Below are 25343 nucleotides of genomic sequence, written 5' to 3'. Positions count from 1 at the left end.
CGCAGGAACGGTGCGGTCGAATCGGTTCGTCCGGACATGCCACTTACCATCGGTCGATTACTATCCGAAGTATAGTCAGATACCCGTTTGACGCCAGAATTTCGCTACCAGAGAGAGTGTACAAATCCCAATTCCGAGAAATCCGATCGTTTCACCCCAACTCGGGAATATAAGATCGAACTGGAGTGTAAATATGGCAAATAGTAGTACTGCAATTCCATACAGCATTATCAGATCAATGGTTTCCATGTGTAATTGATACTTCGTATTGGATTAATTTTTAAATGGCATTATATTCAAACTATTTGGTGTGTTCTTCCTCTACTCGCTTTTGGTACGGTATCACCAGATCTCGAACGCGTATCAGACACCGGCAATCGGGCCGAGGCCGGGGTAACAAGATGATAAACCGAGCCCCGATCGGCCGATCACTCCACCAGACTGTTACTGACACCGGACTGTCGGCGTCGTCTCCGCCAGCGATACCGGAGCCGCGGAAATACCCGTAGCATCGGCTACCCGTAGCTTTTCGTGTGTAGCGGTAACATATAACGTAGATGGGTTGGTCGATCAATGACCGAGAACACGTCGAACGAACCGGTCCACACCGAAGCTGATATGAAGTCGCCCTATTTCGATCTCGATATCGCCGATTTGAGTTCGCTCGCCGGTGATTGCGCTATCGTACCGTTTGACGCCGACGGACGCGTCGCCGCGTGGAACGCGGGTGCGCGTCGCCTCACGGGGTACGAGGGGGAGACGATCGTCGGCTCCCACTATCGGACCGTCTTCCCGCCGGACGATCGCGACGACGGACGGCCGGAGCGGCTGCTCGAGCGAGCGAGAGCCGACGGAACCGCCGAGACTGACGGGTGGCGCGTCCGGAGCGACGGGAGCCGGTTCTGGGCTCGCGAGGTGATCGCGGCGGTCCGGGAGGGTGACGAGGTCGGCGTCCCCGCCGACCGTTCGGACGCCGACCTAGGGGGGTACGTCTGGTTCGTCCACGACCGAACCGAGGAGCACGAGCAGATTCGAGCGCTCCGCGAGGAGAAGGCCTTCGCCGAACACGTCTTCGAGGCGCAACCGGACATCGTCTACGCGTTCGACGCGACGGGCAATCACCTCGAGTGGAACGATCAGTTGCCGGCGGTGACGGGCTACACCGAGTCGGAACTGTCCGAGATGGCCCCGCTCGAATTCATCGCACCGGACGACCGGGACCGAATCGCCGCGGCGATTCAGCGCGTTCTCGAGGAGGACGAGTACGTGACCGCCGAAGCGGACCTCCTGACGAAGGACGGCCGTCGCATCCCCTACGAGTTTAACAGCGCCCGAATCACCGACGACGACGGCACCGTGCTCGGCTTTACCGGGACCGGCCGCGACAGCAGCGAGCGCAAGGCCCGTGAGCGCGCGCTTCGCGAGGAGAAAGCGTTCACGGAGAGCATCCTCGAAGCGCAGCCAGACGTTCTCTACGCGTACGATTCCGAGGGGAAACTGATCCAGTGGAACGACCAGTTCGAACGCGAGACCGGCTACGACTCGGACGAACTCTCCGGTATGAACCCGCTTCAGTTTATCGCGCCGGAGGATCGGGCCCACATTCGCGACGCGGTCGATCGAATCCTCGAGGAGGGAGAGCGCGTCACCGCCGAGGGGCACGTCATGACGAGTGACGGCCGACGAATCCCCTACGAGTTCAATAGCGCCCGGATCACCGACGACGACGGTACCGTGCTCGGCTTCACCGGCGTCGGCCGAGATATTCGAGAGCGCAAGGCCCGCGAGCGCGAACTCGAGCGCCTGGAGCGACTCAATGCGGTTATTCGGACGATCGACGAGACGATGGTCGCCGCGGAAACTCGCGACGAGATCGAAACCGCGATCGTTCGGGAGTTCGCGTCGGCCGACGCCTACCGGTTCGCAGTCATCGGCCGAGTCGGTACCGCGGTGACGACCGACGGGGACGCGTGGGAGCCCGTGGCCTGGGCAGGAATCGACGACCAGTCTGCGCCCGTTCTCTCGTCGTTCGTCGACCCGCCGACTGATGCGGACGGCGCGTCGGTGCTCGAAACCCGCACAGTCCAGCGGTATCGGTCCCTCAGTGAGAGCCCGATCGAGACGTGGCGACACCACGCCGACGAGGAGGAGTACGGTTCCGTCGCCGTCGTCCCGGTCGTCGCGAGCGATCGGTCCCTCGGCGCGCTCGTGATCGCCGCGGACGAGCCGTCGGCCTTCGCCGACCAGGAGCGGGAGGTGCTCCAGGAGTTCGGGGGGACGGTCGGCCACGCGATCAACGCGATGATGCTTCGCCGACTCCTCTATCAGGACACCGTCATCGAACTCGAGTTCGAGTCGACCGATCGGGGCGATGCCTGTATCAGACTCTCGGACGAACTCGGTTGTACGCTGTCGATCGACCACGTGTTGCCGCTGACTGACGGAGTGTTCGTCTACTACACCACCGTGTCCGACGCCGATCCCGAACGCGTTCGCGAGGTCGCTCGCGACGACGACGCGTTCGCGGAACTGCGGCTCATCGACGCCGACGACGAGAGCTACTGGGAGTGTGTCGTCCGCGGATCGACGATCACCGATCACCTCGCGGACTACGGCGCACGACTGCAGTCGCAAACGATCCGCGACGGTGTCGCCGATATGACGGTCCAGGTCAGCCCCAATGCGGACCTTCGCGAACTCGTCAATCGGATCACGTCGACGTACCCCGACAGTCGACTCCGCTCGAAGCAAACCGTCGAGCGACCGGTCGAGACGCGCGGCGACTTCCGGCGAACCGTCGAGTCGATGCTAACCGACAAACAGCGCACGGCTCTCGAGGCGGCCTACCACGGTGGCTACTTCGTGTGGCCGACGCGAAACAGCGATGCGTCCGAGGTCGCGGATCGACTCGGCATCGCCCGACAGACCTTCCACCAGCACCTCAGAGTCGCACAGGCGAAACTCCTCTCGGCGTATTTCGACGCGACCGACTGACGACCACTGCCGGATACCAGAGCATGCTGGTACACTCCTTTCCCCCGCCCGTTGCCTCTATCGGGCAATGAGTTCACCCCCATCCGCCGAACTGACGACGGCGCTGGACGTCCTCGCAGCGCCGCGACGGCGATACCTGCTCGCGACGCTACTCGAGCGCGAGGATACGACTTCGGTCGACCGCTCGTCGGCGTCGAGCCGGTTGTCGATGGAGCGACTCGCGATCGATATCACGACCGTGGAACACGACTGTCCGATCGTCTCCAACGAGCAGTACGAGCGCGTCCACACGGACCTGATCCACGCCCACGTTCCGCGGCTCGTCGACGCCGGACTCGTGATCCGACGCACCGACGGTGGCGAAACGACTGTCGCTCTCGCGGAGCACCCCATCTTCGAGTCCGAGTGGGTCCGTTCCCTCCTCGCCGATCCGACCGGCGAAACGCTTCCCGTCGACGAGACGACGGTCAACCGGACCCTCGAGGCCCTTCGCAACCCGCGTCGCCGAACCGCCTGTGCTGTTCTCGCGGGGCGGCGCGGGACAGTCTCCGTCACCGATCTCGCCGCGGCGGTCGTCGCGCGAGAGGGCGGCGACGGGACGCGGCTCGTCGACGTCACTGAGCCCGAGTGTACCACCGTCTCGACGGCGCTCGTCCACGAGCACCTCCCGGTACTGTCCGAAGCGGGTCTCGTCGAGTACGACGCCGAGGCGACGGAGGTCGCACTCGCGACCGATGCACCGCAGTTGCGGATCGACTGGGTGGTCGAGGGGCCACTCGCCGACGTTTCGGATCTCGTCCGCCGTCCCACCCGGCGGGATCGGTGTCCCGACTCGAGCGGCGCTTCGGACGGGGCGACGGCCGAGTCGACGGCCGCGGACGCGCCGGTCCCGACGGCATCAGCAGCGAACGGCGATCGGATGCTGTGGACGCTGTCGCGGCCGCGAGCCGAACGATCCGCAGCCAGCGAATCGTCGTCTTCGCGGGAGATCACGAGCCTGCTCGGCGAGTCGTCGGTCGCGAGCGATCAGCAGGACGGACCGTCAACGTAAACTCCGAGATGCGGTCCCGCGCCCCCTCCCCCGGTCACGGAACGAGAAGGAAGATAAATCCGACGTACCCGACGATGAGGATCGCGCCGTCGATCCGCGTCAGCCGCCGGCCGTACGCCATCAGCCCGACCAGCGCGACGGTGAACGCGACCATGATCGGGAGTTCGAACTGGAGCGTCGACGGTCGGACCTCGATCGGTGTGATCAGCGCAACGACTCCCAGCACCGCGAGGACGTTGTAGATGTTCGAGCCGACGACGTTGCCCACGGCGAAGGCCGTTTTGCCACGGACCGCGCCCACGACCGAGGCCGCCAGTTCCGGGAGCGACGTGCCGAGGGCGAGCACCGTCAGACCGATGACGAGATCCGAGACGCCGAGCGCCGACAGCAGGCTCGTCCCGCCGGCGACGAGCCACCGCGAACCGACGACGAGCGCGACCAGCCCACCGACGACGAGCGCGATGTCTCGCATGGACGCCCCCGACTCCGCGTCGGGTTCGTCGACCATCGGCGGAGACTCCCCACTGATGGAGTACAGGATACCCGCCGTGAACCCCGCGAGGACCAGCAGGAAGACCACCCCTTCGAGGCGACCGATCCGTCCGTTCGCGCCGAGGGCGACCAACAGGATCGCCGCGAGCACCATCACGGGAACGTGCCGCCGGAGTACCCGGTCACTGATCTGCAGCGGTTTGATCAGCGCGGAGATGCCGAGCACCAGTCCGATGTTCGCGATGTTCGAGCCGACGACCGTGCCGAGTCCGACGTCGCTCGAGACGTTCAGCGCGCCGATCGTCGAGACGAACAGTTCCGGCGCGGTCGTCGCGAACGCGATGACCGTCACGCCGACGGTCGCTGCTCGGAGCCCGATCCCCAGCGCTAGCCGCCCCGCGCCCGCGACCAGCAACTCTGCACCACCATAGAGCGCGACGATCCCGCCCGCCACCAAGAGGAGATCGAGCGGGGTTCCGGAGAGCATGGCACCGGCTACTCGAGAGGGGTGTAAAAACGACGCGAAACGGACCGTCGTTCGTATATCTAGCGAGGCCGAACGCGGTGGAAGCCAGACCGGTTATGGTCCTGCCGCGTCGAGTGACAGGAAACGATGGCTATGGACGTTTACGGTTTACTCGGCAATCCAGTCGGTCACTCGCTGTCGCCGCCGATGCACGAGGCCGCGTACGACGAACTCGGGCTCGAGGCGCGCTACGTAACCTTCGAGCCCGACGAAGACGATATCGACGACGCGATCCAGGGGGCCGACGCGCTCGGGATCGCTGGACTGAACGTGACGATCCCGTTCAAACAGGACGCCCTCGAGATCGTCGCCCCCGAGGATCTGGCGACCCGGATCGGCGCGGTCAACACGATCGACTTCTCGGGTTCGGGCCCGCCGACGGGGTACAACACCGATGCCGTCGGCACGCTGCGCGCGTTGCGCGCTCACGACGCTCAGATTGAGGGTGCGCGAGCGGTCGTTGTCGGCGCCGGCGGTGCCGGCCGAGCGGCCTCCTTCGGTCTCGCCGACGCCGGCGCGACGGTCGCGATCGCCAACCGAACCGAGTCGACGGCCCGCGACCTCGCGGCCGAGGTGCCCCGCGCGACCGACCACGGACTCGGCGAACTCGACAAACTCGTGGCCGACGCCGACGTGCTGGTCAACGCTACGAGCGTCGGAATGGAATCGACCGAGACGCCGGTCCCCGCGGACGCGCTCCACGACGAGTTAACCGTCCTCGATGCGGTCTACACCCCGATCGAAACGCGGCTCCTGCGCGATGCGGCCGCCGCCGGGGCGACGACCATCGACGGCGCGTGGATGTTGCTCTATCAGGGCGTCGAGGCGTTCGAGATCTGGACGGGCCGGGACGCACCTGTCGATGTGATGAACAGCGCGCTTCGATCGCGACTGTGAGCCGACGCGGTGTCTGCGGCCGCTGGTGTGTCAGTATCAGGCGAATTTAAGTGGTGGAACCGTCTACGACGAGATAATGGCAATCCTCCAGAAACTGAAGTCCCTGTTGGGGTTAGACGAGTCGGAGTCGGAGCGCGGGGGCACTCGAGAGGTCGGAGTAACGGTCGAACGGGAAGGGACGGCGGACGACGGGACTGCCGGCGACGCAGATCGAGACGAAACGGTCGACGACGCGAGTGTCGAGCCGACGCAGTCGGCTGCAACCGGCTTGCAGAGGGACGACTCGACGGAATCGACGGCGGCGGAGTCGGCCGACACGAGTGACGAATCGCCCGTCGAAGAGGCCGAACCCGACGTAGCGACGGAACCCGAGCCTGACACAGAGACCGCCGACAGCGAGCTGACACCCGAATCGGCCGCGGCAGCCGAGGCCGAGGCTGACACGGGGGACGCCGAATCCGAGACGGTCGACGACATCGAATCCGAACCGGAGTCAGTGGGTGAGTCGGAATCAGAGGCCGAATCCGAACCCGAACCCGAACCGGAAACGGACGCCGAACTCGAAGAGACCAACCCGGAACCCGTCGTCGAGATCAAGGGAATCGGTCCGGCCTATGCCGACCGCCTCGCCGGCGCGGGCGTCGACACGATCGGCGAACTCGCCGTCGCCGACGCCGCCGAACTGGCCGAACAGACCGACATCTCCGAGACGCGCATCCAGGGCTGGATCGATCGCGCCGAAGTCAGATAACGGACGACACGCCGCCCGTTACATCTCCCCCTCTCCCCCCTTTCTCTCTCTTCTTCGAACCGCGCATCTCCGCGTCAATTTCGACCGTTCGCGGCGTCAGTTTCCGGCGCTATTCTGTGCCCCGAAACCGCAAGATGATTACCCCAGCCCTCCTCTCGGGGGACATGAGCGATCCGCGCGTCGTGACGACGCTCGATTCGTTTCGCGCCGCCGCTCGCGACCGCGAACGCGGTGGGGCGGAGACGGACCGCGCCGCGCCGCCGACGCCCGCCGGACGCCGCGTCCCCGTCGAGGCCCGCGTGTCCGTCGCCGATCCGTTTCTCGCCTACCGGCGAGCACGCGACGGTGACGGCTCCGCCTTCCTCGAGACGACCGGCGGCCAGCCCGGCTGGGGGTACTTCGGCGTCGATCCCGTCGACCGGCTGACCGTCGGTCCCGACGCCGTGACGCGAACCCGCGACTCGGAGCAGTCGCCGACGCTCGCCGCACTCGAGGGCCTGCTCGCGAGCGATCGGCTCGCCCGCGGAAACTGCGACGTGCCCGTCCCCTGCGGGGCCGTCGGCTGGCTCTCTTACGACGTGGCCCGCGAACTCGAGACCCTGCCAGACGCTGCTGTCGACGACCGAGGGCTCCCCCGTCTCGAGGTCGCGGTCTACGATCGGTTCGCGGCCTGGGAGGAGCCCACCGATGGCGATGTAACGTTGCGGATCACGGCCTGTCCGCGGATCGGCGATCCCGACTCCGACTCCGACTTCGACCTCGAGAGCGAGGTGGAACCGACCGATGCCGTCCTCGAGGCGGCCTACGAGCGCGGCCGCGACCGAGCGCTCGAACTCGCCGAGGCCGTCCGCGACGGCGATCCCGGAATCGGGGAGCCACCCGTCTCGAGCCCGGAAGCGACGTTCGAGAGCGACTGCGGTCGGGAGGCATTCGCCGATCGCGTGCGGCGGGTCAAAGAGTACGTCCGCGAGGGCGACACCTTTCAGACGAACGTCTCCCAGCGGCTGGTCGCGCCCGCCGCGGTCCACCCCGTCGCTGCCTACGACGCCCTGCGGCGGGTCAATCCGGCACCCTACTCCTGTCTGCTCGAGTTCCGGGCGGCCGACCTGGTGAGCGCGAGTCCCGAGTTGGTACTTGAGCGCGAGGGCGAGTTCGTCCGAACGGAGCCCATCGCCGGCACCCGGCCGCGCGGCGAGACGCCCGAGGAAGACGGCGCGCTCGCGGACGACCTGCTCGCCGACGAGAAGGAACGCGCCGAACACGCCATGTTGGTCGACCTCGAGCGCAACGACCTCGGGAAGGTCTGTGCGTACGGCTCCGTCGCGGTCGAGGAGTACCGTCGGATCGACCGCTACGCCGAGGTGATGCACCTCGTTTCGAACGTGACCGGCCGGTTGCGTGACGACGAAACGCTGGCCGACGCCATCGGGGCGGTCTTCCCGGGCGGGACGATCACCGGCGCGCCAAAACCGCGGACGATGGAGATCATCGACGAACTCGAGACGACTCGGCGCGGACCTTACACGGGCAGCGTCGGCATCTTCGGCTTCGACGGGCGGGCCACGCTCAATATCGTCATCCGGACGCTGGTCCGCCACGCCGAGGAGTATCACCTGCGGGTCGGCGCGGGGATCGTCCACGACTCCGACCCGGTTCGGGAGTACGACGAGACCCTCGACAAGGCCCGCGCGCTCATCACGGCGGTCGACGAGGCGTTAGGCGAGCGGGCCGAACTGGGACTCGAGGGGAGCGGCGAACCGAACTCGGAGCGGACCGGCGGCGGTGAGTCGGATGAGTGAGGCACCCACTCGGATCCTGGTCATCGACAACTACGATTCGTTCGCGTACAATCTCGTCCAGTACGTGGGCGAAATAGCGGACGAGGTGACCGTCCGGCGCAACGATGCGATCGATCTCGCGGGCGTCCGCGACCTCGAGCCGACCGGCATCGTCGTTTCGCCGGGGCCGGGAACCCCGCGGGACGCCGGCGTCTCGATCCCGCTGTTCGCCGAGACCGGGTACCCGATTCTGGGCGTCTGTCTCGGGCATCAGGCGCTGTGTGCGGCACACGGTGCGCCGGTCGTCCGCGCTCCCGACGTCGTCCACGGGAAACCGTCGACGATCACCCACGACGGCACGGTACTCTTCGACGGACTCCCGTCGACGTTTCAGGTCGGTCGCTACCACTCGCTGGCGGTCGAGCGCGACGACCTTCCGGCCCCACTTGAGGAAACCGCTCGAACGGCCGACGAGCGCGGCGTCTTGATGGCGGTTCGCCACCGGGAACAGCCCCATCTCGGCGTGCAGTTTCACCCCGAGAGCATCCTGACGCGAGCGCAGTCCGACGCGGCGACGAAATCGGACGGCAACGGACGCGTAGACGAGCGGAGCGGAACCGGCGGGCACGGGACCGACATCTCTCTCGCACTCGGCAAACGGATGATCGAGAATTTCTGTCGATTCGCCGCGTCGACTGAGCGGAACGCGGAGGTCACGGATGAGTGACGACCGCACCTACCACGTCGACGGCGACCTCGTCCCTGCCCGCGAGGCGACCGTCAGCGTCGACGACCGGGGCTTTCGGTACGGGGACGCCGCCTTCGAGACGCTGCGGGCCTACGGCGGGACGGTCTTCGCGTGGGACGCCCACGTCGAGCGCCTCGAGCGAACCTGCGAGGCCCTCGCGCTCGAGCACGGGCTCGCCGCTGCCGACCTCCGGGCGCGGATCGACGAGACGCTGGCGGCCAACGACCTCGCGGACGCCTACGTCCGGCTGTCGATCACCCGCGGCGTCCAGCCGGGGAAGCTCACGCCCGATCCCGAGGTCGATCCGACCGTCGTCGTCTACGTCAAACCCCTCCCGCGGGGCGGGCTCGAGGGCGAACCCGTCTGGGACGGCCCGGCGACGGTCGAGACGGTCGAAACGCGGCGGGTTCCCGACGAGGCGATTCCGGCCGCGGCGAAGACCCACAACTATCTGAACGGGATTCTCGCACGTGCGGAACTCGAGGATGGGGCCGACGAGGCGCTCATGTGCGACCTCGAGGGCCGCGTCTCCGAGGGCGCGACGAGCAACCTGTTTTTCGTCCGCGACGGCGAACTTTTCACGCCGACGACCGACGGGCCGGTTCTGCCGGGGATCACTCGAGAGATCGTTCTCGAACTGGCCGCCGAAGACGGAACTCCGACTCGAGAGGGACGATACGAACTCGCGGACGTGCTCGAGGCGGACGAAGCGTTTCTCACGAATCGCACCTGGGAACTGCGGCCGATCGCGACGCTCGACGGGCGGGATATCGGTGGCGGTCCCATAACAGAGCGGCTCTCGCGGTTGTACGACGAGCGCGTCGAGCGCCTGTGTTACGAGTGACGGACTCGAGAAGACCGGGGTCCGTCTCGCAAACGCAGCCGTTCCCGTCAGCGCTCGGGTTCGACAGCCGTTCTATCCGCCCCATCTGATGTGGTCGGTGCGTCGACTAGTTCGCGTTCCGTCCCCGACAGCTCGAGGGCGAACTCGCTCCCGAACGCCGACGCCGGCGTCTGGAAGCCCGCGGGAATCCGCTTGCCGCCCTCGAGGACCCGTTCGGCGGCCGTCACCGCGGACTCGGCAGTCAGTGCGTAGGGATTCGGCGTTCGGAGGCGGGCCCGCGCCCGCCGACCCGTGGAAGTGTCGGTGACCTCGCCCCAGACGACGGCGCTGCCGGCTGCGAGTTGTTGTTCGTCGGGGCCGTCGAGGCGGGCGTCGATCAGCCGCTTCAGCAGTCCCTCGACGCGCCGGCGCTCGAGGAGCCATCCCAGCGAATCGACGGCCGACAATCCCCTCGTCGCCCACGACGGCGCGGCGGCGTAGACCTCGATCGACTCGATACCGGTGGTGTGGGCCGCGGTGACGACGTCACCCCACGGAATCGTGACGGCATGTTCGGGCCCGTCACCGAAATCTATCTCGCGCGTCCGGAAGGCGGTCGGCACCCGAATGAGTCGCCCGTTCCGGCGCACGACGCCGCCGTTACCGAGGTGCTCTACGAGCGTTTTTGCGGTACCCCGTGAGAGTCCGCTGGCGCCCTTGATTCCAAGCCGCAACTCGTCGGCCTCGGGGAGTTGCTCCGCGAGAACGGCAGCCAGACAGTCCGACGGCACGACGTCGAAGCCGACGCCGGGCAAGAGAGTACAGCCCGCATCTCGAGCTGGGGCGTCGCGCTGGCGGAGACACTCGAACACCGAGAACTCGCCCGTGATATCCAGATAGTCCGTGTTCGTCTCGAGGCAGGCCGAAACCAGCGCCTCGGCGGTGTCGACGAACGGGCCCGCACAGTTCAGGACGGCGTCGAAACTCCCGAGATGTGCGGCCGGATCGCCCGACTCGAGGTCGAACGTCCGCCCCTCGACACCGAGTTCGTCACTCTGTTCGGCGACCGCGCGACCGTCGCGGCCGGCGACGACGGGTGAGCCGCCGCGCGCGACGGCTTCACGTGCGATTAACCGTCCCGTGTAGCCGTAGGAGCCGTAGATGAGAAGGGAGTCCATAGGCGCCGTTCGTCGGAGAGGGGGTTAAATCTCAGTCAGACATGTGCCACTCAGTGTCGTAACGTTCAGGACCACCGACCGGTAACGGACGCGGTAATGGACGCAGGACGGATCACGGCGCTGTCGGATGTGCCCGACGATTCGACGGTTTGCTTTCGCGTGACCGACGAGTCGGGCGAGAAACGGGAAGCGATTCTCGTCACGAACGGCGTCGCAGTGACGGACGGCGGGGAACGCGCCGAGGACACGACGGACGACGAGTCGGTCGCCTGCTGGCTGAACTACTGCCAGCACCTCACCCACATCAAACTGGACAAAGGGTCGGGCGCACCGATGCGAGACGGGGAACTCATCTGTGCAAACCACGGCGCGTACTTCGAGGCCGACTCCGGCCACTGTACTTACGGTCCCTGCGAGGGCGCCTATCTCACCGATCTCTCAGTTACCGTCTCCGAGGGCGACGTCTACCTGACCGACGAGGACTACGAGTTCGTCGGTCTCGGCCCGATAGAAAGCGACGACCTCGACCGGGCCTCGAGTTCGAACGTCGAGTTCTAGTCGTCGTTCTCGTCGACCGATGACGGGAGTCGGGGGACGATCGAATATCGTAGCCACTGAACGTCACTGCACACCTGATCGCACGATTGCGTTGCGATCAGTGTGTAACTCGTTTCAGTGGCTACTATCGGTGGCGTGAAATCGGATAGCTCCGGGTAACCGACTGTGTGCTGGCTATCGGGGGTTCTAAGAGAGCCCGTTCGGAGTGACCAGATCCCGTTCCTGATCGTACTCGAGCAGGCCGGCGTCGACCAGCCGTGGGAGGTGATCGTGGTAGAGCGAGAGATAGACTTTCTGGACCTGTTCAGCGGGAATGTCCGCCACGTTGTGTCCCGTTTCGCGGATCGCCACCTCCTCGGCCGCGTCCGGCAGCGTCAGTTCCTCGCCGTAGGTGTGCAGGACTGACAGGAGGAGTCGCCGACGCTGATCGGCGAGGAGTGCGAACGCGTCGTCGAGCGTTTCGGCCGATGCGTCGGGTGCGTCGTCTTCGTCGAGCCAGTCGAACGCTGCCCGTACGAACTCGATGGAATCTCGCTCCGGGGGGGATCTGGAAGTCATGTGTGCTCCGTGCTGTGCCGTTCTCGGGCGAACGTGGCGGAAACCGACCGATAGACGTTTCATCGGCCCGTGACGCCACCGTTCGCTCGAGGGTTCCTATCGGGTTCTCGCCTGCACCCTAAATATTAGTGTCGAATCCGGCTGACAATTGTCACTATCACTGGACAATCGGGAGCCGGTGACAGTCGGGGACCTCACTCGATCGTGAACGTCGGCTCGTCGATGGACTCGCTCTTGCAGTCGGGACACCGCGAGGGCAGGTTCAGGAGGTCGTCGTAGTCGTCGAACCCGCAGTCTCGACATGTTGGCGGCGCGACGAGCAGCTGTTCACCCGTCCCGTCGACCGACTTGGAAACGTGTTCGACGTGGCGGATTATCGCGTGGGGCGTCAGATCGAGCCGAACGGCCAGCTCGCTGGGCGTCGCCGGCTCCTCGCGGAGCGCGTCGGCGAGTTTCTGCCGCGTCGTTTCGTCGGCCTCGCGCATACGTTTGCTCACGGCGCTCGCGCTTTTATACCATCGGACGAGAGTCGCCCACGCTCGGTCCCGAGACCGGTCCAGATCTTATGAAAGGGCAAGTGACTTAGACCCCGCAGGTGAACACCGCCCCATGAAGGCCGTCGTCCTTGCAGGCGGGTACGCGACGCGAATGTGGCCGATTACCAAACATCGGCCGAAGATGTTCCTCCCGATCGGCGAGTCGACCGTCATCGATCGCATCTTCGCTGAACTCGAGGCGGACGACCGGATCGACGAGGTCTATGTCAGCACCAACCAGCGCTTCGCCCCCGACTTCGAGGCCCACCTCGCGGACAGCGAGTTCGACAAGCCCCGACTCTCGGTCGAGGAGACGACCGAGGAAGACGACAAGTTCGGCGTCGTCGGGGCGCTCGCGCAACTGATCGACCGCGAGAACGTCGACGACGATCTCCTGGTCATCGCCGGCGACAACCTGATCAGCTTCGCGGTTTCTGACTTCCTCGATTACTTCGAGGACCACGACGCCCCCACCCTCGCCGCCTACGACGTCGGCTCCCGCGAGAAAGCGAAATCCTACGGCCTGGTCGAGCTCGAGGGGGACCGCGTCGTCGACTTTCAGGAGAAACCCGACGATCCCAAGAGCACGCTCGTTTCGATCGCCTGCTACGCGTTCCCCCGCCAGTCGCTGGATCTGCTCCCGACCTACCTCGAGGACGGCAACAACCCCGACGAGCCGGGTTGGTTCGTCCAGTGGCTGCAGAATCGCGAGACCACCTACGCCTACACCTTCGAGGGCGCGTGGTACGACATCGGCACCCCCGAGAGCTATCTCGACGCCGTCTCCTGGCACCTCGACGGCGAGTCACTCGTCGCCGACTCGGTGACGCTCGAGGATACCGAGATCGGCGAGAACGTCCACGTCATGAGCGACGCCACGCTCGAGGGAACGTCCCTCGAACACACGGTGATCTTTCCGAACGCGACGGTTCGGAACGGCGATATCCGCCGCTCGATCATCGATCAGGGGACCCACCTCGAGGACCTCGACCTCGCCGGGGCGCTCATCGGCGCGCACACGACGATCACGAACGGCGCGGAGCAATAACGCTGTTTTCTGACGGACCGGCGTCGGCGATACAGCTATCAGTCCCCCGTATGATATGTGTGGTGAGACGCATGTGTCCCGACCAGGCGGTCCGGACGGTCCTCGAGGCGTACGCCGACGGCGTGCCCCACGCGGAACTCGCGCGAGACTTTCTCGAGTATCGGCGCTGGAGCGGCGACGAGCCGCTGTTGCTCGTCGCCGAGGCCGCCGCCGCGTCGACCGGTCAGGGCTTCGTTGACGGGATCAAACCGACCGTCGAACGATTTTGCGACGCGTTCGTCGCGACCGACCGAGTCGACTCGCTTTCGGCGCTGGCCGCTCTCGACCGCGAGGACGAGGCCCTCGTCGCGGCGCTGGGCGCGCAGCGAAAGCGCGAGGTCCTCCTCGAGGTCGCCCGAGCCCTCGCAGGTCGGCCGGAAGCGGACGATCTCGCGGCGCTCGTGGGGTGGGCCGCGACGGCCGACCACTACCGCTACGACGAGGACTCGATCGGCTCGATCTCCGGCGTCGGGCTCGCGACGTTTCAGTACCTGCGCCAGCTCGCCGGCGTCGATACGCCCAGACCGGATCCGACGGCCGAACGGCTGCTCGAGGCCGTCGACGCCGATCTCGAGGACTCGCCGATCGACACGTCGACGAACCGCCGGACGATCGCCTCCTGCGAGTGGCTCGCGTTCGTCTCCGACTACGGCCCCCTCGAGATCGATCGGATCGCGTGGTGGACGGCCACCGAGCCCGCGGATCGCGAGGCGATTCTCGAGGCTGCCCGCGACTAACGTCCTATTCACCGCATCCTCGAACGGTTCTCGACCGTTCGCGGTACTATTCACCGACTCGTTCAGTACGGGGTAACCACGTATCACTCCAGACTGACGATCCGGTGTGCGGTGGCGCGCGCTGTCGGCCGACCGAACGAGAGTGAGGGCGGCCGCCGATGCCGTGCGAGGGATGAGCGAACGAACGGAGTGAGTGAGTGAATCGGCTGGGGAGGGCGTGGCGATTCTCCGTTGCCACGATAGCAGGACGCTTCCTCACACGAATTTCCACAGAACTCACCGTTCCATACACCTCTCGAGTAGCACAGTTGTATTGCTGGATTGTCACTGAAGGTCCACTCGAGGGGAGCAGTCCGCTCGTCCGGCTGACTCCGTCTCGGAAAAACGGCACCATGACACGTCACGCGAGATGGTCAGACCCCCCTAGCTTTACCGGGTTCCGGACGACTGCTCGCCTATGCTCTGCACGGAACGCCGCGTTCGAACGGTGGATTCGAAGCCGTCGACGACGATGGGTCTGCTGCCCGTCGCACCCGGCTCTCCCGTGAGCGGCGACGAGACGCGACCGCCAGTGGTGGCCGCGGGTGATCTCGCGTGATCGCAGATCGTGATCGTCTCGCGTCGACCGCGGCCCGCGACGTCGCACTCGAATGCCTCGAGGCCGGGATCGAGGCCGGCCATCCGCGAACGGTCGTCCGCAACGCCGTCTCGCTCGAGAGGGAGACCCTCCGCATCGCGGACGCAACCTACGACCTCGGCGAGTACGAGGAGATCGTCGTTCTCGGCGGCGGCAACGCCGCGGCACACGTCGCCGTCGCGCTCGAGTCGATCCTGGGTGAGCTGATCGACGGCGGTGTCGTCGTCACGGACGACCCGGTGGAAACCGAGCGCGTCGCGGTTCGCGAGGGGGAACATCCCGTCCCGAGCGAGCGCGGCGTCGACGGGACGCGGGACGTGCTCGAGGCGGCCGACGCGGCGACCGAATCGACCCTCGTGCTGGCGGCGATCACCGGCGGCGGCAGCGCGCTCATGCCCGCCCCCGCGGGAGACGTCTCGCTCGAGGCCCTTCGGACGACCACCGACGCCCTGCTCGCGAGCGGGGCCGACATCGGCGAGATCAACGCGGTCCGCAAGCACCTCTCGGCGCTGAAAGGAGGTCGACTGGCTCGCCGCGCCGCGCCCGCGACGGTCGCCTCGGTAGTCCTGAGCGACGTCGTCGGGAACGACCTGAGCGTCATTGCGAGCGGCCCCGTCGCGCCCGACGCGTCGACGTTCGACGAGGCGCTCGCGGTCCTCGAGCGGTACGGGATCGACGCGCCCGAAGCCGTCGCAAAGCATCTCGAGCGCGGCGCGGCCGGCAAACTAGCTGAAACGCCGGGTCCCGACGCTCCCGTCTTCGAAACCGTCTCAAATCACGTCGTCGCCGACGGAATGACGGTGCTCGAGGCGGCTCGCGACGCCGCAGCGGAGCGCGGCTACGAGCCGCTCGTGCTCTCTTCGCGCGTTCGCGGCGAGGCCCGCGACGCCGCGACGACCCATGTCGCGATCGCGGAGGAAGTGTGGGCCACCGGCACCCCGGTCTCACCGCCGGCCGTGCTCCTCTCCGGCGGGGAGACGACGGTGACGGTCCGGGGTGACGGAACCGGCGGTCCGAACCAGGAGTTCGCGACGAGCGCGGCGCTCGAACTCGAGGAGGGAGGCGGAGACGAGGACGGAAGTGGAGACGAGGAGGGAGGCGGAGACGAGGGCGACGGCAGCGACGAAATCGGAAGCAGCGGCGGAATTACGGTCGCCGCGGTCGACACCGACGGGATCGACGGCGCGACCGACGCGGCCGGCGCGCTCGTCGACGAGACGACCGTCGAGGATACAACTACAGCGCGCGAGGCCCTCGCCGAAAACGATGTCTACCCGTATCTCGAGTCACGGAACGGATTGATTCTCACGGGGCCGACCGGGACGAACCTGAACGATCTGCGGGTGCTGGTCGTCGAGTAGCTCAGTTCCAGGGTTCCGCGTCCGCCGCGAGCGCGTCGATCACGCGGCAGGCGTTCTTTGAAAATGTGCGCCGCAGCAGATCCTCCGAGACGTCGAGAGTGAGGATTTCCATGACGGCGACGTTGGGGTGGCAGGCGGGCGCGCCGCTTCCGAAGAACACCCGGTCGGGGTGCTCGCGGAGCGCGCGCTCGAGTTGCTCGCGATACCGGACGAAACTCGTCTCGAGGTAGCAGTCGTCGTACTCGTCGAGCAGGTCGATCATCTCGCTCATCAGCGAGCGGTTCAGGGGGTGGCCGCCGAAGCGGCCGACGACGACGGGGAACGAGCGCTCGAGGAGGGTCTCGGCGAGCGTTTCGGGGGGTGCGTCGACGCCGCCGCGGACGATCACCGGGAGGTCGACGTCCTCGAGTGCCGCGAGGACGTCGTCGTCGGGATAGTCGTCGATAGCGGGGTCAAGGACGAACCCATGAAAGCGGTCGTCGTACGCGTACTTCTCGATGTCACTCGGGGACGTGTGGCGGTCCTCGCGACGACTGACGGCGTTGCGGAGTCGGCCGGTCGCGTTCCGGCCCGGCGTCTGGGAGCCGTTGATCCGGGCGACGGCCACGAACGGTCGGTCGACGCTGCGCCTGGCGACGCCGTTGTTCGGCGCGATGTAGCTCGTCCCCGATCGCGACGGGGGGTAGACGATCGATCCGGTGATCCCCGCCTGGTGCATCTCCCGCTCGAGTCGATCGGCCGTGATCGTTCGGCTCCGGGGCCCCCCGCTGCCGTCGGCCGCTGGCAGCCGCGTCGCGACGTCGACGACGCGAAACCCGTGTTCCAGCTCCAGCATTCACAGGTGTGTTCCGAGTCGACCCATATCTCCCTACCGGCTCCCGCCGCCACCGGCCTGTCGACGGTTCACACGCGCAATCGCCAGACGGAACGGCGGTAGGAGGGAAAGAATTATATAGAAGTGCTGACGACATGGTTAGTGAGGATCAACGATGGCACAACAGCGACGCATGGGTGGGCAGCCCATGTTCATTATGAGCGAGGATAGTCAGCGAACGCAGGGCCGGGACGCGCAATCGTCCAACATCATGGCCGGCAAGGCCGTGGCCGAGTCGGTACGGACGACGCTCGGGCCCCGCGGTATGGATAAGATGCTCGTCGATTCCGGCGGGGACGTCGTCATCACAAACGACGGCGCGACCATTCTCAACGAGATGGATATCGAGCACCCCGCGGCCCAGATGATCGTCGAAGTCGCCGACTCCCAGGAGGAGGAAGTCGGTGACGGGACGACGACCGCCGCGGTGCTGGCCGGCAACCTGCTCGGCGAAGCCGAGGACCTCATCGAGCAGGACGTTCACGCGACGACTATCGTCGAGGGCTACCACGAAGCCAGCGAGATCGCCCTCGAGGCGATCGCCGAGCAGGTCAACGAGGCCGACGTCGACGACGAAATCCTCCGACAGGTCGCCGAATCGTGCATGACTGGCAAGGGAACCGGCGGTCTCACGGCTAAATCGCTGGCCGAGACGGTCGTCGAAGCGATCCGTCACGTGGACACTGACGAGGGCGTCGCACGCGACAACATCACCGTCCACACGCAGGTCGGTGCCTCCTCGAACGCGACCGAACTCGTCCCCGGCATCATCGTCGACGAGGAACCGGTCCACGACGGGATGCCCACCGAGATCGAGGACGCGTCGATCGCGATTCTGGACGTCGAACTCGGCGTCCGCACGGGCGACGTCGATGCCGAGTACGCCATCGACTCGATCGACCAGCTCAACGCCGCCATCGACGCCGAGGAAGGCGAACTCGAGGGCTACGCCCAGACCGTCGCCGACAGCGGGGCGGACATCGTCTTCACCACCGAAGACGTCAACGACCGCGTCGCCAACTCCCTCGCCAACGAGGACATTCTCGTCTTCGAGGGCCTCGGCGACAGCGACGCCCGACAGGTCGCCTCCGCGACCGGCGCTCGCCGCGTCGGCGCGCTCGAGGACCTCGAGGACGCCGACTTCGGCTCCGCCGACCGGATCCACACCGAGCGCTTCGGTGACGACGATCTCGCGTTCGTCGAGGGCGGCGCGGCCGCCGAGACGGTCACCGTCTTCGTCCGCGGCGGGACCGAACACATCGTCGACGAACTCGAGCGAGCCATCGGTGACGCGCTCGACGTCGTCGCAACGGCGCTGGAATCCGGCGAAGTCGTTCCCGGCGCAGGCGCAACCGAGATTGCGATTGCGGACAAGATCCGCGAGGAAGCCGCCGGCATCGAGGGCCGCAAGCAACTCGCCGTGACGGCCTTCGCCGACGCGGTCGACATCATCCCCCGGACGCTCGCGGCCAACACCGGCCGCGATCCCATCGACGTGCTCGTGGACCTTCGTGCCGCCCACGAGTCCGAGGGTCGAGCCGGTCTGATCACCAGCGGTGACGAGGTTACGATCGACGATCCCTTCGAGTACGGCGTCATCGACCCCGCCGACGTCAAGCGCGAAGCCGTCGAGAGCGCGACCGAAGCCGCGACGATGATCGCCCGGATCGACGACGTCATCGCCGCCGAATAACGTCGCTGTTCGCGGCAGTCGTTTCGTTTTTCGCCCGTTTTCGATGCCTCCGATCCGTAGCGACGGAACAATGTCAGCTGGCCATCAATGTTAAGTATTACCAAACGAAATTCCGGGATAGCATGTCTGGAACTGCTCCGAGAGAGAACCTGCGGTCGATCGGAACGACGAGCGATCGGACCGTCTACTACGACGAAGATCGGGGCACCTACCACACGTGGTGTGAAGACGGCGCGTACGAGCCGGTGAGTACCGCCCTGCTCATGACCGTCTCGTCGGTCCTCGGCGTCGAACCCCACGACCTCGAGGCACTCTCGGAGTGCGTTGAGCCGGACGCGTTGAACGCGCTGTTCATCCACTGGCGTGGCGACGAGCCTCGCGTCGGTGACGGCTCTATCTCCTTTACGTTCTCGCAGTGTTCCGTGACCGTGCGTTCGGACGGAGAGATCGTTATCGACCCGACGCGACAGCAGGGTACACCGGCGGGCGACTGACGGTCGCGCCGGTGAACGACTGCCGGGGACGCAGGTGAACGACTGCCGAGGACGCGGGTAAACGACTGCCGAGGACGCAGGTAAACGACTGCCGGAGACGACTCGAGTCGCGGATCGCGGTCACGGTTCGGTCAGTCGCTGTCGTCCTCGGTCGGCTCGAGGACGACTCGATCGCCGGGCTCGAGACCGAATGCGTCGTCGCCGCGGCCTCGATTGACGTCGAGTTCGACGTAGCCGTGGCTGCCGACGGTCGCCAATCGCTCCCCGGCGGGGACGGCCGCGAACGTTGCTCCGACCGGGACGGACCGGCCGTTCGCCAGGATCCGGTCTCGCCCGTCGAGAGACGATCCGGGAACGTTCGTGATGACGTTCCCGAACCCGTCGACCACCAGCACCTCGCCGATCGCTCGCCCGCCCTCGAGTTCGGCCGCCGGAAGTTCGAGGTCGACGGCCCAAGTGCCGGACTCGAGGCACTCGAGCGAACCGAGCGAGTCGACCTCGGCGTCGTGAACCGCGGCAGCGGCGGGAGCGAAGACATCCCGGCCGTGGAACGTAGTACTCCGGGTTGTCGACGCCCGTTCGCTCGAGTCGGCCGTCGAGTCCGCCGGCGTCGTCGGTTCGACGGGGCCGATCTCCCGCTCGTCGATCAGCGCGGTCTCGAGTTCGCCCCCGTCGCCGGCGAGTCGCCGAGCGGCGGGGAGCAAGACGCCGTTGTCCGGCCCAACGAGCGCGTGGTCGCCGGCGCGAACGACCAGCGCGTTCCGATCGGTGCCGACGCCCGGATCGACGACCACGAGGTGGGTCGCGGGCGGAAAATAGGGCAACACCTCCCGGAGCCAGAAGGCCGCCGTTCGAACGTCCTGCCGGGGGAAATCGTGGGCCACGTCGACCAGTCTGGCGTCCGTTCGCTGTAGTATCACTCCTTTCATCGCCGCGGGATACGGCGTGCCGAAGTCCGACGAGAGCGTGATCATGATCGTCGCTACGAATCGACGGCTGAAGTCAGTCGCCGTTCGAGTCCGAGTCGCTGACCATCTGGATCCGCTCGATGCCGTCCATCTCGTTGACGACTTCGACGACGGCTTCGGGGACGAGCGACTCCCAGTCGCCGCCCGTTATCATCCGCTCGCGGACCTCGGATCCCTCGAGCACGTCGCGGTTGAACATCGGCGACTGGCGGATTTCGATGCCGGCCTCCCGAAAGAGCTGAATGACGAGCGGGTTGTTCGAGTAGGCCACGTCGAAGTCCGGACTCATGCTCTGGATGTGACTCACCCACACCGAGTTCCGTTCCAGATCCTCGATCGGAACGGCGTAGGTCACGAGATCGAAGTCGACCAGCGACTTCGTGATCATCATGATCCGCTCGCCCGCGGTAAACGGGTTCCGGACCGTGTGGGAATCGTCGGCGCTCCCGATCCCGAGGACGAGCTCGTCGACATCGTTCGCAATCGCCTCGACCATGCTCCGGTGGCCGTTGTGGAACGGCTGAAAACGACCGATGTAGAACCCCCGGGTCATGCCGGACACTGCTCGGGCACGGCGCTTAAGCGTGGCGAGTTTTCGCACGAACCGTCACGGTCCGAGTCGCGGCTGGTTGCGCTGACTACAGCTCGTTCCAGCCCACCCGTAACGTTCACGACCATTGACTGGTCTCGTAACAGTATATTCCGAGCCAGTTAAAAATGTATTAAATGTCCGGTAGCTAACGCTTGATTCGCCCCGTCGACCGCTGTTCCCCCCGGTATCAGCGACTGACAGCATCCTCCGCATGGAGAAAGTATATCAGTCGCAATCCCTTCGAATCAGGTACTGAACAGAGTTCTATGAGTAACGATACGAACGTTGACGACCCTCCCGAAGACGCCCCCGACGCTGCTCCCGAGGAGGACCGGTCCGCAGAGCAGCCCGAGCGTCAGGGAGATCAGTCGCCGCTCGAGGAAGACGGCGACCGTCGTCCCGACGTCGACGATCCGATCGACGAGTTCGAGTCGTCGTCCGACGAGGAGGAGGGAGACGACATCGAGACCGTCGACGATCTGGGGAGTACGGTCGAGGTCGATCCCGGCGTCGAGGTCGACGAGGAAATCGCCGAGGACGACCTTCTCGGCGGGCTGAAGATCGACTCGACGGAGGATATCGAAGTCCCCGATCGACTCGTCGATCAGGTCATCGGTCAGGACGAAGCACGAGACATAATTATCAAAGCGGCGAAGCAGCGCCGCCACGTCATGATGATCGGCTCGCCGGGGACCGGCAAGTCGATGCTGGCGAAGGCGATGAGCCAACTGTTGCCCAAGGAGGATCTCCAAGACGTCTTAGTCTACCACAATCCGGACGACGGCAACGAGCCGAAGGTCCGAACCGTCCCTGCGGGGAAGGGCGAACAGATCATCGACGCTCACAAGGAGGAAGCCCGCAAGCGCAACCAGATGCGCTCGATCCTGATGTGGATCATCATCGCAGTCGTCCTCGGCTACGCGATCCTGGCGGGCGGGCGGCTCCTGCTTGGCATCCTCGCGGCGGGGATCATCTGGCTGATCTTCCGCTACACCTCTCGGGGCAGCGACGCGATGGTGCCGAACATGATCGTCAACAACGGCGAGCAGCGCGTCGCGCCCTTCGAGGACGCGACCGGTGCCCACGCCGGCGCGCTGCTGGGCGACGTCCGCCACGACCCGTTCCAGTCCGGCGGCATGGAGACGCCGTCTCACGATCGCGTCGAACCCGGTTCGATCCACAAGTCCAACAAGGGCGTGCTGTTCGTCGACGAGATCAATACGCTCGACATCCGGACCCAGCAGAAGCTGATGACTGCGATCCAGGAAGGCGAGTTCGCGATCACGGGCCAGTCCGAGCGCTCCTCGGGCGCGATGGTCCAGACCGAACCCGTCCCCTGTGACTTCATCATGGTCGCTGCGGGTAACCTCGACGCCATGGAGAACATGCACCCCGCACTCCGCAACCGGATCAAGGGGTACGGTTACGAGGTCTACATGGACGATACCATCGAGGACACCCCCGAAATGCGGCGCAAATACGCCCGCTTCATCGCTCAGGAGGTCGAACGCGACGGCCGCCTGCCCCACTTCACCGACGACGCCGTCGAAGAGGTCATCCTCGAGGCGAAACGTCGTTCGGGCCGGAAGAATCACCTCACGCTGCTGTTCCGCAGCCTCGGTGGGCTGGTCCGCGTCGCGGGCGACATCGCTCGCGCCGAGGATCGCGACTTCACCACCCGCGACGACGTCCTGCAGGCAAAGGCCCGCTCGCGCTCGATCGAGCAACAGCTCGCCGACGACTACATCGAGCGCCGCAAGGACTACGAGCTACAGGTCAATGAAGGCGGCGTCGAGGGCCGCGTCAACGGCCTCGCCGTCATGGGCGAGGATTCGGGTATCATGCTCCCCGTGATGGCTGAGATCGCGCCCGCACAGGGCGGCGGTCAGGTGATCGCGACCGGCCAGCTCAAGGAGATGGCCGAAGAGTCGGTCCAGAACGTCTCCGCGATCATCAAGAAGTTCTCCGACGTCGATCTCTCGGAGAAGGACATTCACATCCAGTTCGTCCAGGCCGGTCAACAGGGCGTCGACGGCGATTCCGCCTCCATCACGGTGGCGACGGCCGTCATCAGTGCCCTCGAGAACATCCCAGTCGACCAGTCGGTCGCGATGACCGGGTCGCTGTCCGTGCGCGGCGACGTGTTGCCGGTCGGCGGAGTCACCCACAAGATCGAGGCCGCCGCGAAGGCCGGCTGCACCAAGATCATCATTCCCGAAGCGAACGAGCAGGACGTGATGATCGAAGACGAGTACAAGGAGATGGTCGAGATAATCCCCTGTTCGAACATCAGCGAAGTCCTCGACGTCGCCCTCATGGGCGAACCGAAGAAGGACTCGCTGGTCGACCGGCTGAAGTCGATCACCGGCACGGCGTTCGATCAGGGCACCGTCGGCTCCGCCGGCGGCTCGAACCCGAGCCCACAGTAAATGCCGCAGTGGGCGACGTTCGTCGGCATTACGGGCGTCGTCCTCGTACTATTGCTCGTTTTATCGCATCTCACCCAATCCGCGTTCACCGACGGTGAACCCGACTCCAGCGACGGCCCCGGAGCGTCGGCTGACGGGACGACCACCTCGAGTCAACGACCCCTCGAGTCAGCGTCTGATTCGGGCGGGACCCCGGCGGCGACGGATCGCGATTCGACTCGGAACGCACGGTCCGCCGACGGCCCCGCTACCGCCACTCCACGACCGAACGGAAGCACTGCCGGGGTATCCGACGAGAGCGCTGCTGGCGTACCAGACGAGAGTGCTGCTGGCGTATCCGACGAGAGCACCGACGGAATCGAATCCGACGACTCGAGTGCACACCGCGAGATCACCGCCGAGGGCGATGAGCGCCGGCCGACCGAGCGCGGCGTCGATCCGGGCTCGCTGTCGACCGGAATGGTCCTCGCGAACGTCGCCTTCTCCCAGGGGCTGTTCGCGCTCGTCCTGCTCGGCGCGGCGGTCTATACGGCGATTCCGGCATCGGCGCTGGGTATCGAGTTCTCCCTCGCATACCTCGAGACGGGGCTGCTCCTGGGAGCGGCCGCCGGAGTCGTCTTTTACCTCGCGAACGAACTCGCCGCGGCGGCCGCGACGCGGTTCGGATTCGACCACGACGAGGCACTTCGAGAACTGCTCTCGCCCGACTCGATCGGCGGCTGGCTCATCCTCTTGCTGGGCGTCCTGCCGATCATCGCTTTCTTCGAGGAGTTTCTCTTCCGAGCAGCGCTAATCGGCGTCCCCGCTGCCGGCTTCGGTCTCTCGCCGTGGTTGCTCGCGGTCGGCTCTTCGATCGCGTTCGCGCTCGGCCACGGCATGCAGGGCTCGGTCGGCATCGTCGTCACCGGCCTTCTCGGATTCGTGCTCGCGGCCGTCTACATCGTCACCGGGAGCCTGCTGGTGGTTGTCGTCGCTCACTACCTGGTCAACGCCCTCGAGTTCGTCGTCCACGAGGGGTTCGGCCTCGAGTGGGCCGACACCCTCGAAAGCTAAGGTCCGAGAGCGAGTCGGGTGGGACATGAACGCGACCGCCGGATCGACGGCTCAGTCTCGAGCGATCGTCGCCCTGATTCTGGGCTACTTCGTCGTTCTGGTCTACGCGACGATCGCGAACGATCCGCTGGCGGCGATCGTCGCGGAACTCGGGTTCGGGGTCATCGCGATCGCCGTCGGGGCGATGCTGTACGAGCAGACCGCGAACCCGCGATCGGCGCTGGCCGCGGCCGCGGCCTGTCTCGTCGCGGGCGGCGTTCTCACGTTCGCTGCCGTCCTCACGCGCGCGGCCGCCATCGACCTGCTTTCGTCGCTTTTCGTCTTTCTCGGGGTCGGCTGCTACGTCTACGCGCTCTGGCGTGCGAACTGAGTGATATCTGCAGTCGAAGACGGAGGGCATCAATCGACGTTCGTTCCTGCCTCGATTGATATCGATCCGAACTGAACGGATTACTTTAGGTCTCGTGTGAATGGTGCAGCCGATTGGAATGGGGGGACAGGGGACGAAACGTCCTGCTATCGTGGCAC

At 65.9% G+C, this 25343-nt stretch carries 24 protein-coding genes; 17 read left to right on the top strand and 7 right to left on the bottom strand.

All coding sequences use genetic code 11. The annotated features are described in order from the left end of the window. The first annotated feature begins 618 nt into the window (after nt 1-618). Together ACEWFR_RS21330 and ACEWFR_RS21325 are read left to right on the top strand one after the other, a co-directional pair. Complete coding sequence (locus ACEWFR_RS21330; RefSeq protein WP_374062953.1) at nt 619-2994, top strand: PAS domain S-box protein; 2376 nt, start codon at nt 619-621, stop codon at nt 2992-2994. 67 nt (nt 2995-3061) lie between these two features. Next, on the top strand, nt 3062-4045 hold the full coding sequence (locus ACEWFR_RS21325) for a hypothetical protein (RefSeq protein WP_374062936.1): 984 nt from the start codon (nt 3062-3064) through the stop codon (nt 4043-4045). A 34-nt stretch (nt 4046-4079) separates the two neighbouring features. On the opposite strand, the gene ACEWFR_RS21320 is transcribed toward ACEWFR_RS21325, so the two are convergent. Further along, complete coding sequence (locus ACEWFR_RS21320; protein WP_374062935.1) at nt 4080-5024, bottom strand: calcium/sodium antiporter; 945 nt, start codon at nt 5022-5024, stop codon at nt 4080-4082. Between the two features lie 132 nt (nt 5025-5156). Here ACEWFR_RS21320 and ACEWFR_RS21315 point away from each other — a divergent pair, with 132 nt between their 5' ends. From ACEWFR_RS21315 to ACEWFR_RS21295, 5 genes are all read left to right on the top strand, one after another. Next, the gene (locus ACEWFR_RS21315) at nt 5157-5960 is read left to right on the top strand and encodes a shikimate dehydrogenase (RefSeq protein ID WP_374062934.1); all 804 of its coding nucleotides are present in this window, start codon (nt 5157-5159) and stop codon (nt 5958-5960) included. Nucleotides 5961-6036: 76 nt separating this feature from the next. Further along, entirely contained in the window at nt 6037-6711 is a 675-nt protein-coding gene (locus ACEWFR_RS21310) for a helix-hairpin-helix domain-containing protein (RefSeq protein WP_374062933.1), read from the top strand. A gap of 164 nt (nt 6712-6875) precedes the next feature. After that, nucleotides 6876-8510, top strand: a complete 1635-nt coding sequence (gene pabB, locus ACEWFR_RS21305) for an aminodeoxychorismate synthase, component I (protein ID WP_374062932.1) — start codon at nt 6876-6878, stop codon at nt 8508-8510. Continuing rightward, complete coding sequence (locus ACEWFR_RS21300) at nt 8503-9216, top strand: aminodeoxychorismate/anthranilate synthase component II (RefSeq protein WP_374062931.1); 714 nt, start codon at nt 8503-8505, stop codon at nt 9214-9216. The genes pabB and ACEWFR_RS21300 overlap by 8 nt, the downstream gene beginning before the upstream one ends. Continuing rightward, entirely contained in the window at nt 9209-10081 is an 873-nt protein-coding gene (locus ACEWFR_RS21295) for an aminotransferase class IV (RefSeq protein WP_374062930.1), read from the top strand. Before ACEWFR_RS21300 ends, ACEWFR_RS21295 begins: the two co-directional genes overlap by 8 nt. A gap of 47 nt (nt 10082-10128) precedes the next feature. Here ACEWFR_RS21295 and ACEWFR_RS21290 read toward each other — a convergent pair whose 3' ends face one another. Beyond that, a complete protein-coding gene (locus ACEWFR_RS21290; protein ID WP_374062929.1) occupies nt 10129-11238 on the bottom strand; it encodes a trans-acting enoyl reductase family protein in 1110 nt (369 codons plus the stop codon). Nucleotides 11239-11334: 96 nt separating this feature from the next. Between ACEWFR_RS21290 and ACEWFR_RS21285 the strand changes: the two genes are divergently transcribed. Next, complete coding sequence (locus tag ACEWFR_RS21285; RefSeq protein ID WP_374062928.1) at nt 11335-11796, top strand: Rieske (2Fe-2S) protein; 462 nt, start codon at nt 11335-11337, stop codon at nt 11794-11796. Between the two features lie 186 nt (nt 11797-11982). Here ACEWFR_RS21285 and ACEWFR_RS21280 read toward each other — a convergent pair whose 3' ends face one another. After that, nucleotides 11983-12354, bottom strand: a complete 372-nt coding sequence (locus ACEWFR_RS21280) for a hypothetical protein (protein ID WP_374062927.1) — start codon at nt 12352-12354, stop codon at nt 11983-11985. Nucleotides 12355-12548: 194 nt separating this feature from the next. Then, entirely contained in the window at nt 12549-12839 is a 291-nt protein-coding gene (locus ACEWFR_RS21275) for a transcriptional regulator (RefSeq protein ID WP_374062926.1), read from the bottom strand. A 124-nt stretch (nt 12840-12963) separates the two neighbouring features. Here ACEWFR_RS21275 and ACEWFR_RS21270 point away from each other — a divergent pair, with 124 nt between their 5' ends. The 4 genes from ACEWFR_RS21270 to ACEWFR_RS21255 all read left to right on the top strand — a co-directional run bounded on the left by ACEWFR_RS21270 (nt 12964) and on the right by ACEWFR_RS21255 (nt 16712). Then, the gene (locus ACEWFR_RS21270) at nt 12964-13938 is read left to right on the top strand and encodes a sugar phosphate nucleotidyltransferase (RefSeq protein WP_374062925.1); all 975 of its coding nucleotides are present in this window, start codon (nt 12964-12966) and stop codon (nt 13936-13938) included. Between the two features lie 71 nt (nt 13939-14009). After that, entirely contained in the window at nt 14010-14714 is a 705-nt protein-coding gene (locus ACEWFR_RS21265) for a hypothetical protein (protein WP_374062924.1), read from the top strand. 457 nt (nt 14715-15171) lie between these two features. Further along, nucleotides 15172-15312, top strand: a complete 141-nt coding sequence (locus ACEWFR_RS21260) for a hypothetical protein (protein ID WP_374062923.1) — start codon at nt 15172-15174, stop codon at nt 15310-15312. Continuing rightward, nucleotides 15309-16712: a glycerate kinase gene (locus tag ACEWFR_RS21255; RefSeq protein WP_374062922.1), complete on the top strand. Its 1404-nt coding sequence runs from the start codon at nt 15309-15311 to the stop codon at nt 16710-16712. Before ACEWFR_RS21260 ends, ACEWFR_RS21255 begins: the two co-directional genes overlap by 4 nt. 1 nt (nt 16713) lies before the next feature. Here ACEWFR_RS21255 and ACEWFR_RS21250 read toward each other — a convergent pair whose 3' ends face one another. Further along, complete coding sequence (locus tag ACEWFR_RS21250; protein ID WP_374062921.1) at nt 16714-17547, bottom strand: amidohydrolase family protein; 834 nt, start codon at nt 17545-17547, stop codon at nt 16714-16716. A 187-nt stretch (nt 17548-17734) separates the two neighbouring features. On the opposite strand from ACEWFR_RS21250, the gene thsA reads away from it, so the two are divergent. Both thsA and ACEWFR_RS21240 read left to right on the top strand, forming a co-directional pair. Next, nucleotides 17735-19279: a thermosome subunit alpha gene (gene thsA, locus ACEWFR_RS21245; RefSeq protein WP_374062952.1), complete on the top strand. Its 1545-nt coding sequence runs from the start codon at nt 17735-17737 to the stop codon at nt 19277-19279. A gap of 122 nt (nt 19280-19401) precedes the next feature. Continuing rightward, nucleotides 19402-19773, top strand: a complete 372-nt coding sequence (locus ACEWFR_RS21240; RefSeq protein WP_374062920.1) for a HalOD1 output domain-containing protein — start codon at nt 19402-19404, stop codon at nt 19771-19773. A gap of 131 nt (nt 19774-19904) precedes the next feature. On the opposite strand, the gene ACEWFR_RS21235 is transcribed toward ACEWFR_RS21240, so the two are convergent. Further along, complete coding sequence (locus ACEWFR_RS21235; RefSeq protein WP_374062919.1) at nt 19905-20747, bottom strand: S-adenosyl-l-methionine hydroxide adenosyltransferase family protein; 843 nt, start codon at nt 20745-20747, stop codon at nt 19905-19907. A 28-nt stretch (nt 20748-20775) separates the two neighbouring features. Beyond that, nucleotides 20776-21294 (bottom strand): nicotinamide-nucleotide adenylyltransferase, encoded by a 519-nt coding sequence (locus ACEWFR_RS21230; protein ID WP_374062918.1) that lies wholly within the window; start codon nt 21292-21294, stop codon nt 20776-20778. A 305-nt stretch (nt 21295-21599) separates the two neighbouring features. Between ACEWFR_RS21230 and lonB the strand changes: the two genes are divergently transcribed. From lonB to ACEWFR_RS21215, 3 genes are read left to right on the top strand one after another with little or no spacing between them, the layout of a single operon-like run. Beyond that, nucleotides 21600-23762, top strand: coding sequence for an ATP-dependent protease LonB (gene lonB, locus ACEWFR_RS21225; RefSeq protein WP_374062917.1), 2163 nt, complete (start codon nt 21600-21602; stop codon nt 23760-23762). Further along, a complete protein-coding gene (locus tag ACEWFR_RS21220; protein ID WP_374062916.1) occupies nt 23763-24815 on the top strand; it encodes a lysostaphin resistance A-like protein in 1053 nt (350 codons plus the stop codon). A gap of 25 nt (nt 24816-24840) precedes the next feature. Continuing rightward, nucleotides 24841-25185: a hypothetical protein gene (locus ACEWFR_RS21215; protein WP_374062915.1), complete on the top strand. Its 345-nt coding sequence runs from the start codon at nt 24841-24843 to the stop codon at nt 25183-25185. Nucleotides 25186-25343: the final 158 nt, after the last annotated feature.

The organism is Natrinema sp. H-ect4 (assembly GCF_041894845.1).
Classification (GTDB): Archaea; Halobacteriota; Halobacteria; order Halobacteriales; family Natrialbaceae; genus Natrinema.
Note: the sequence above shows the minus strand (reverse complement) of the source record. Positions and strands in the feature narration are given on the sequence as shown.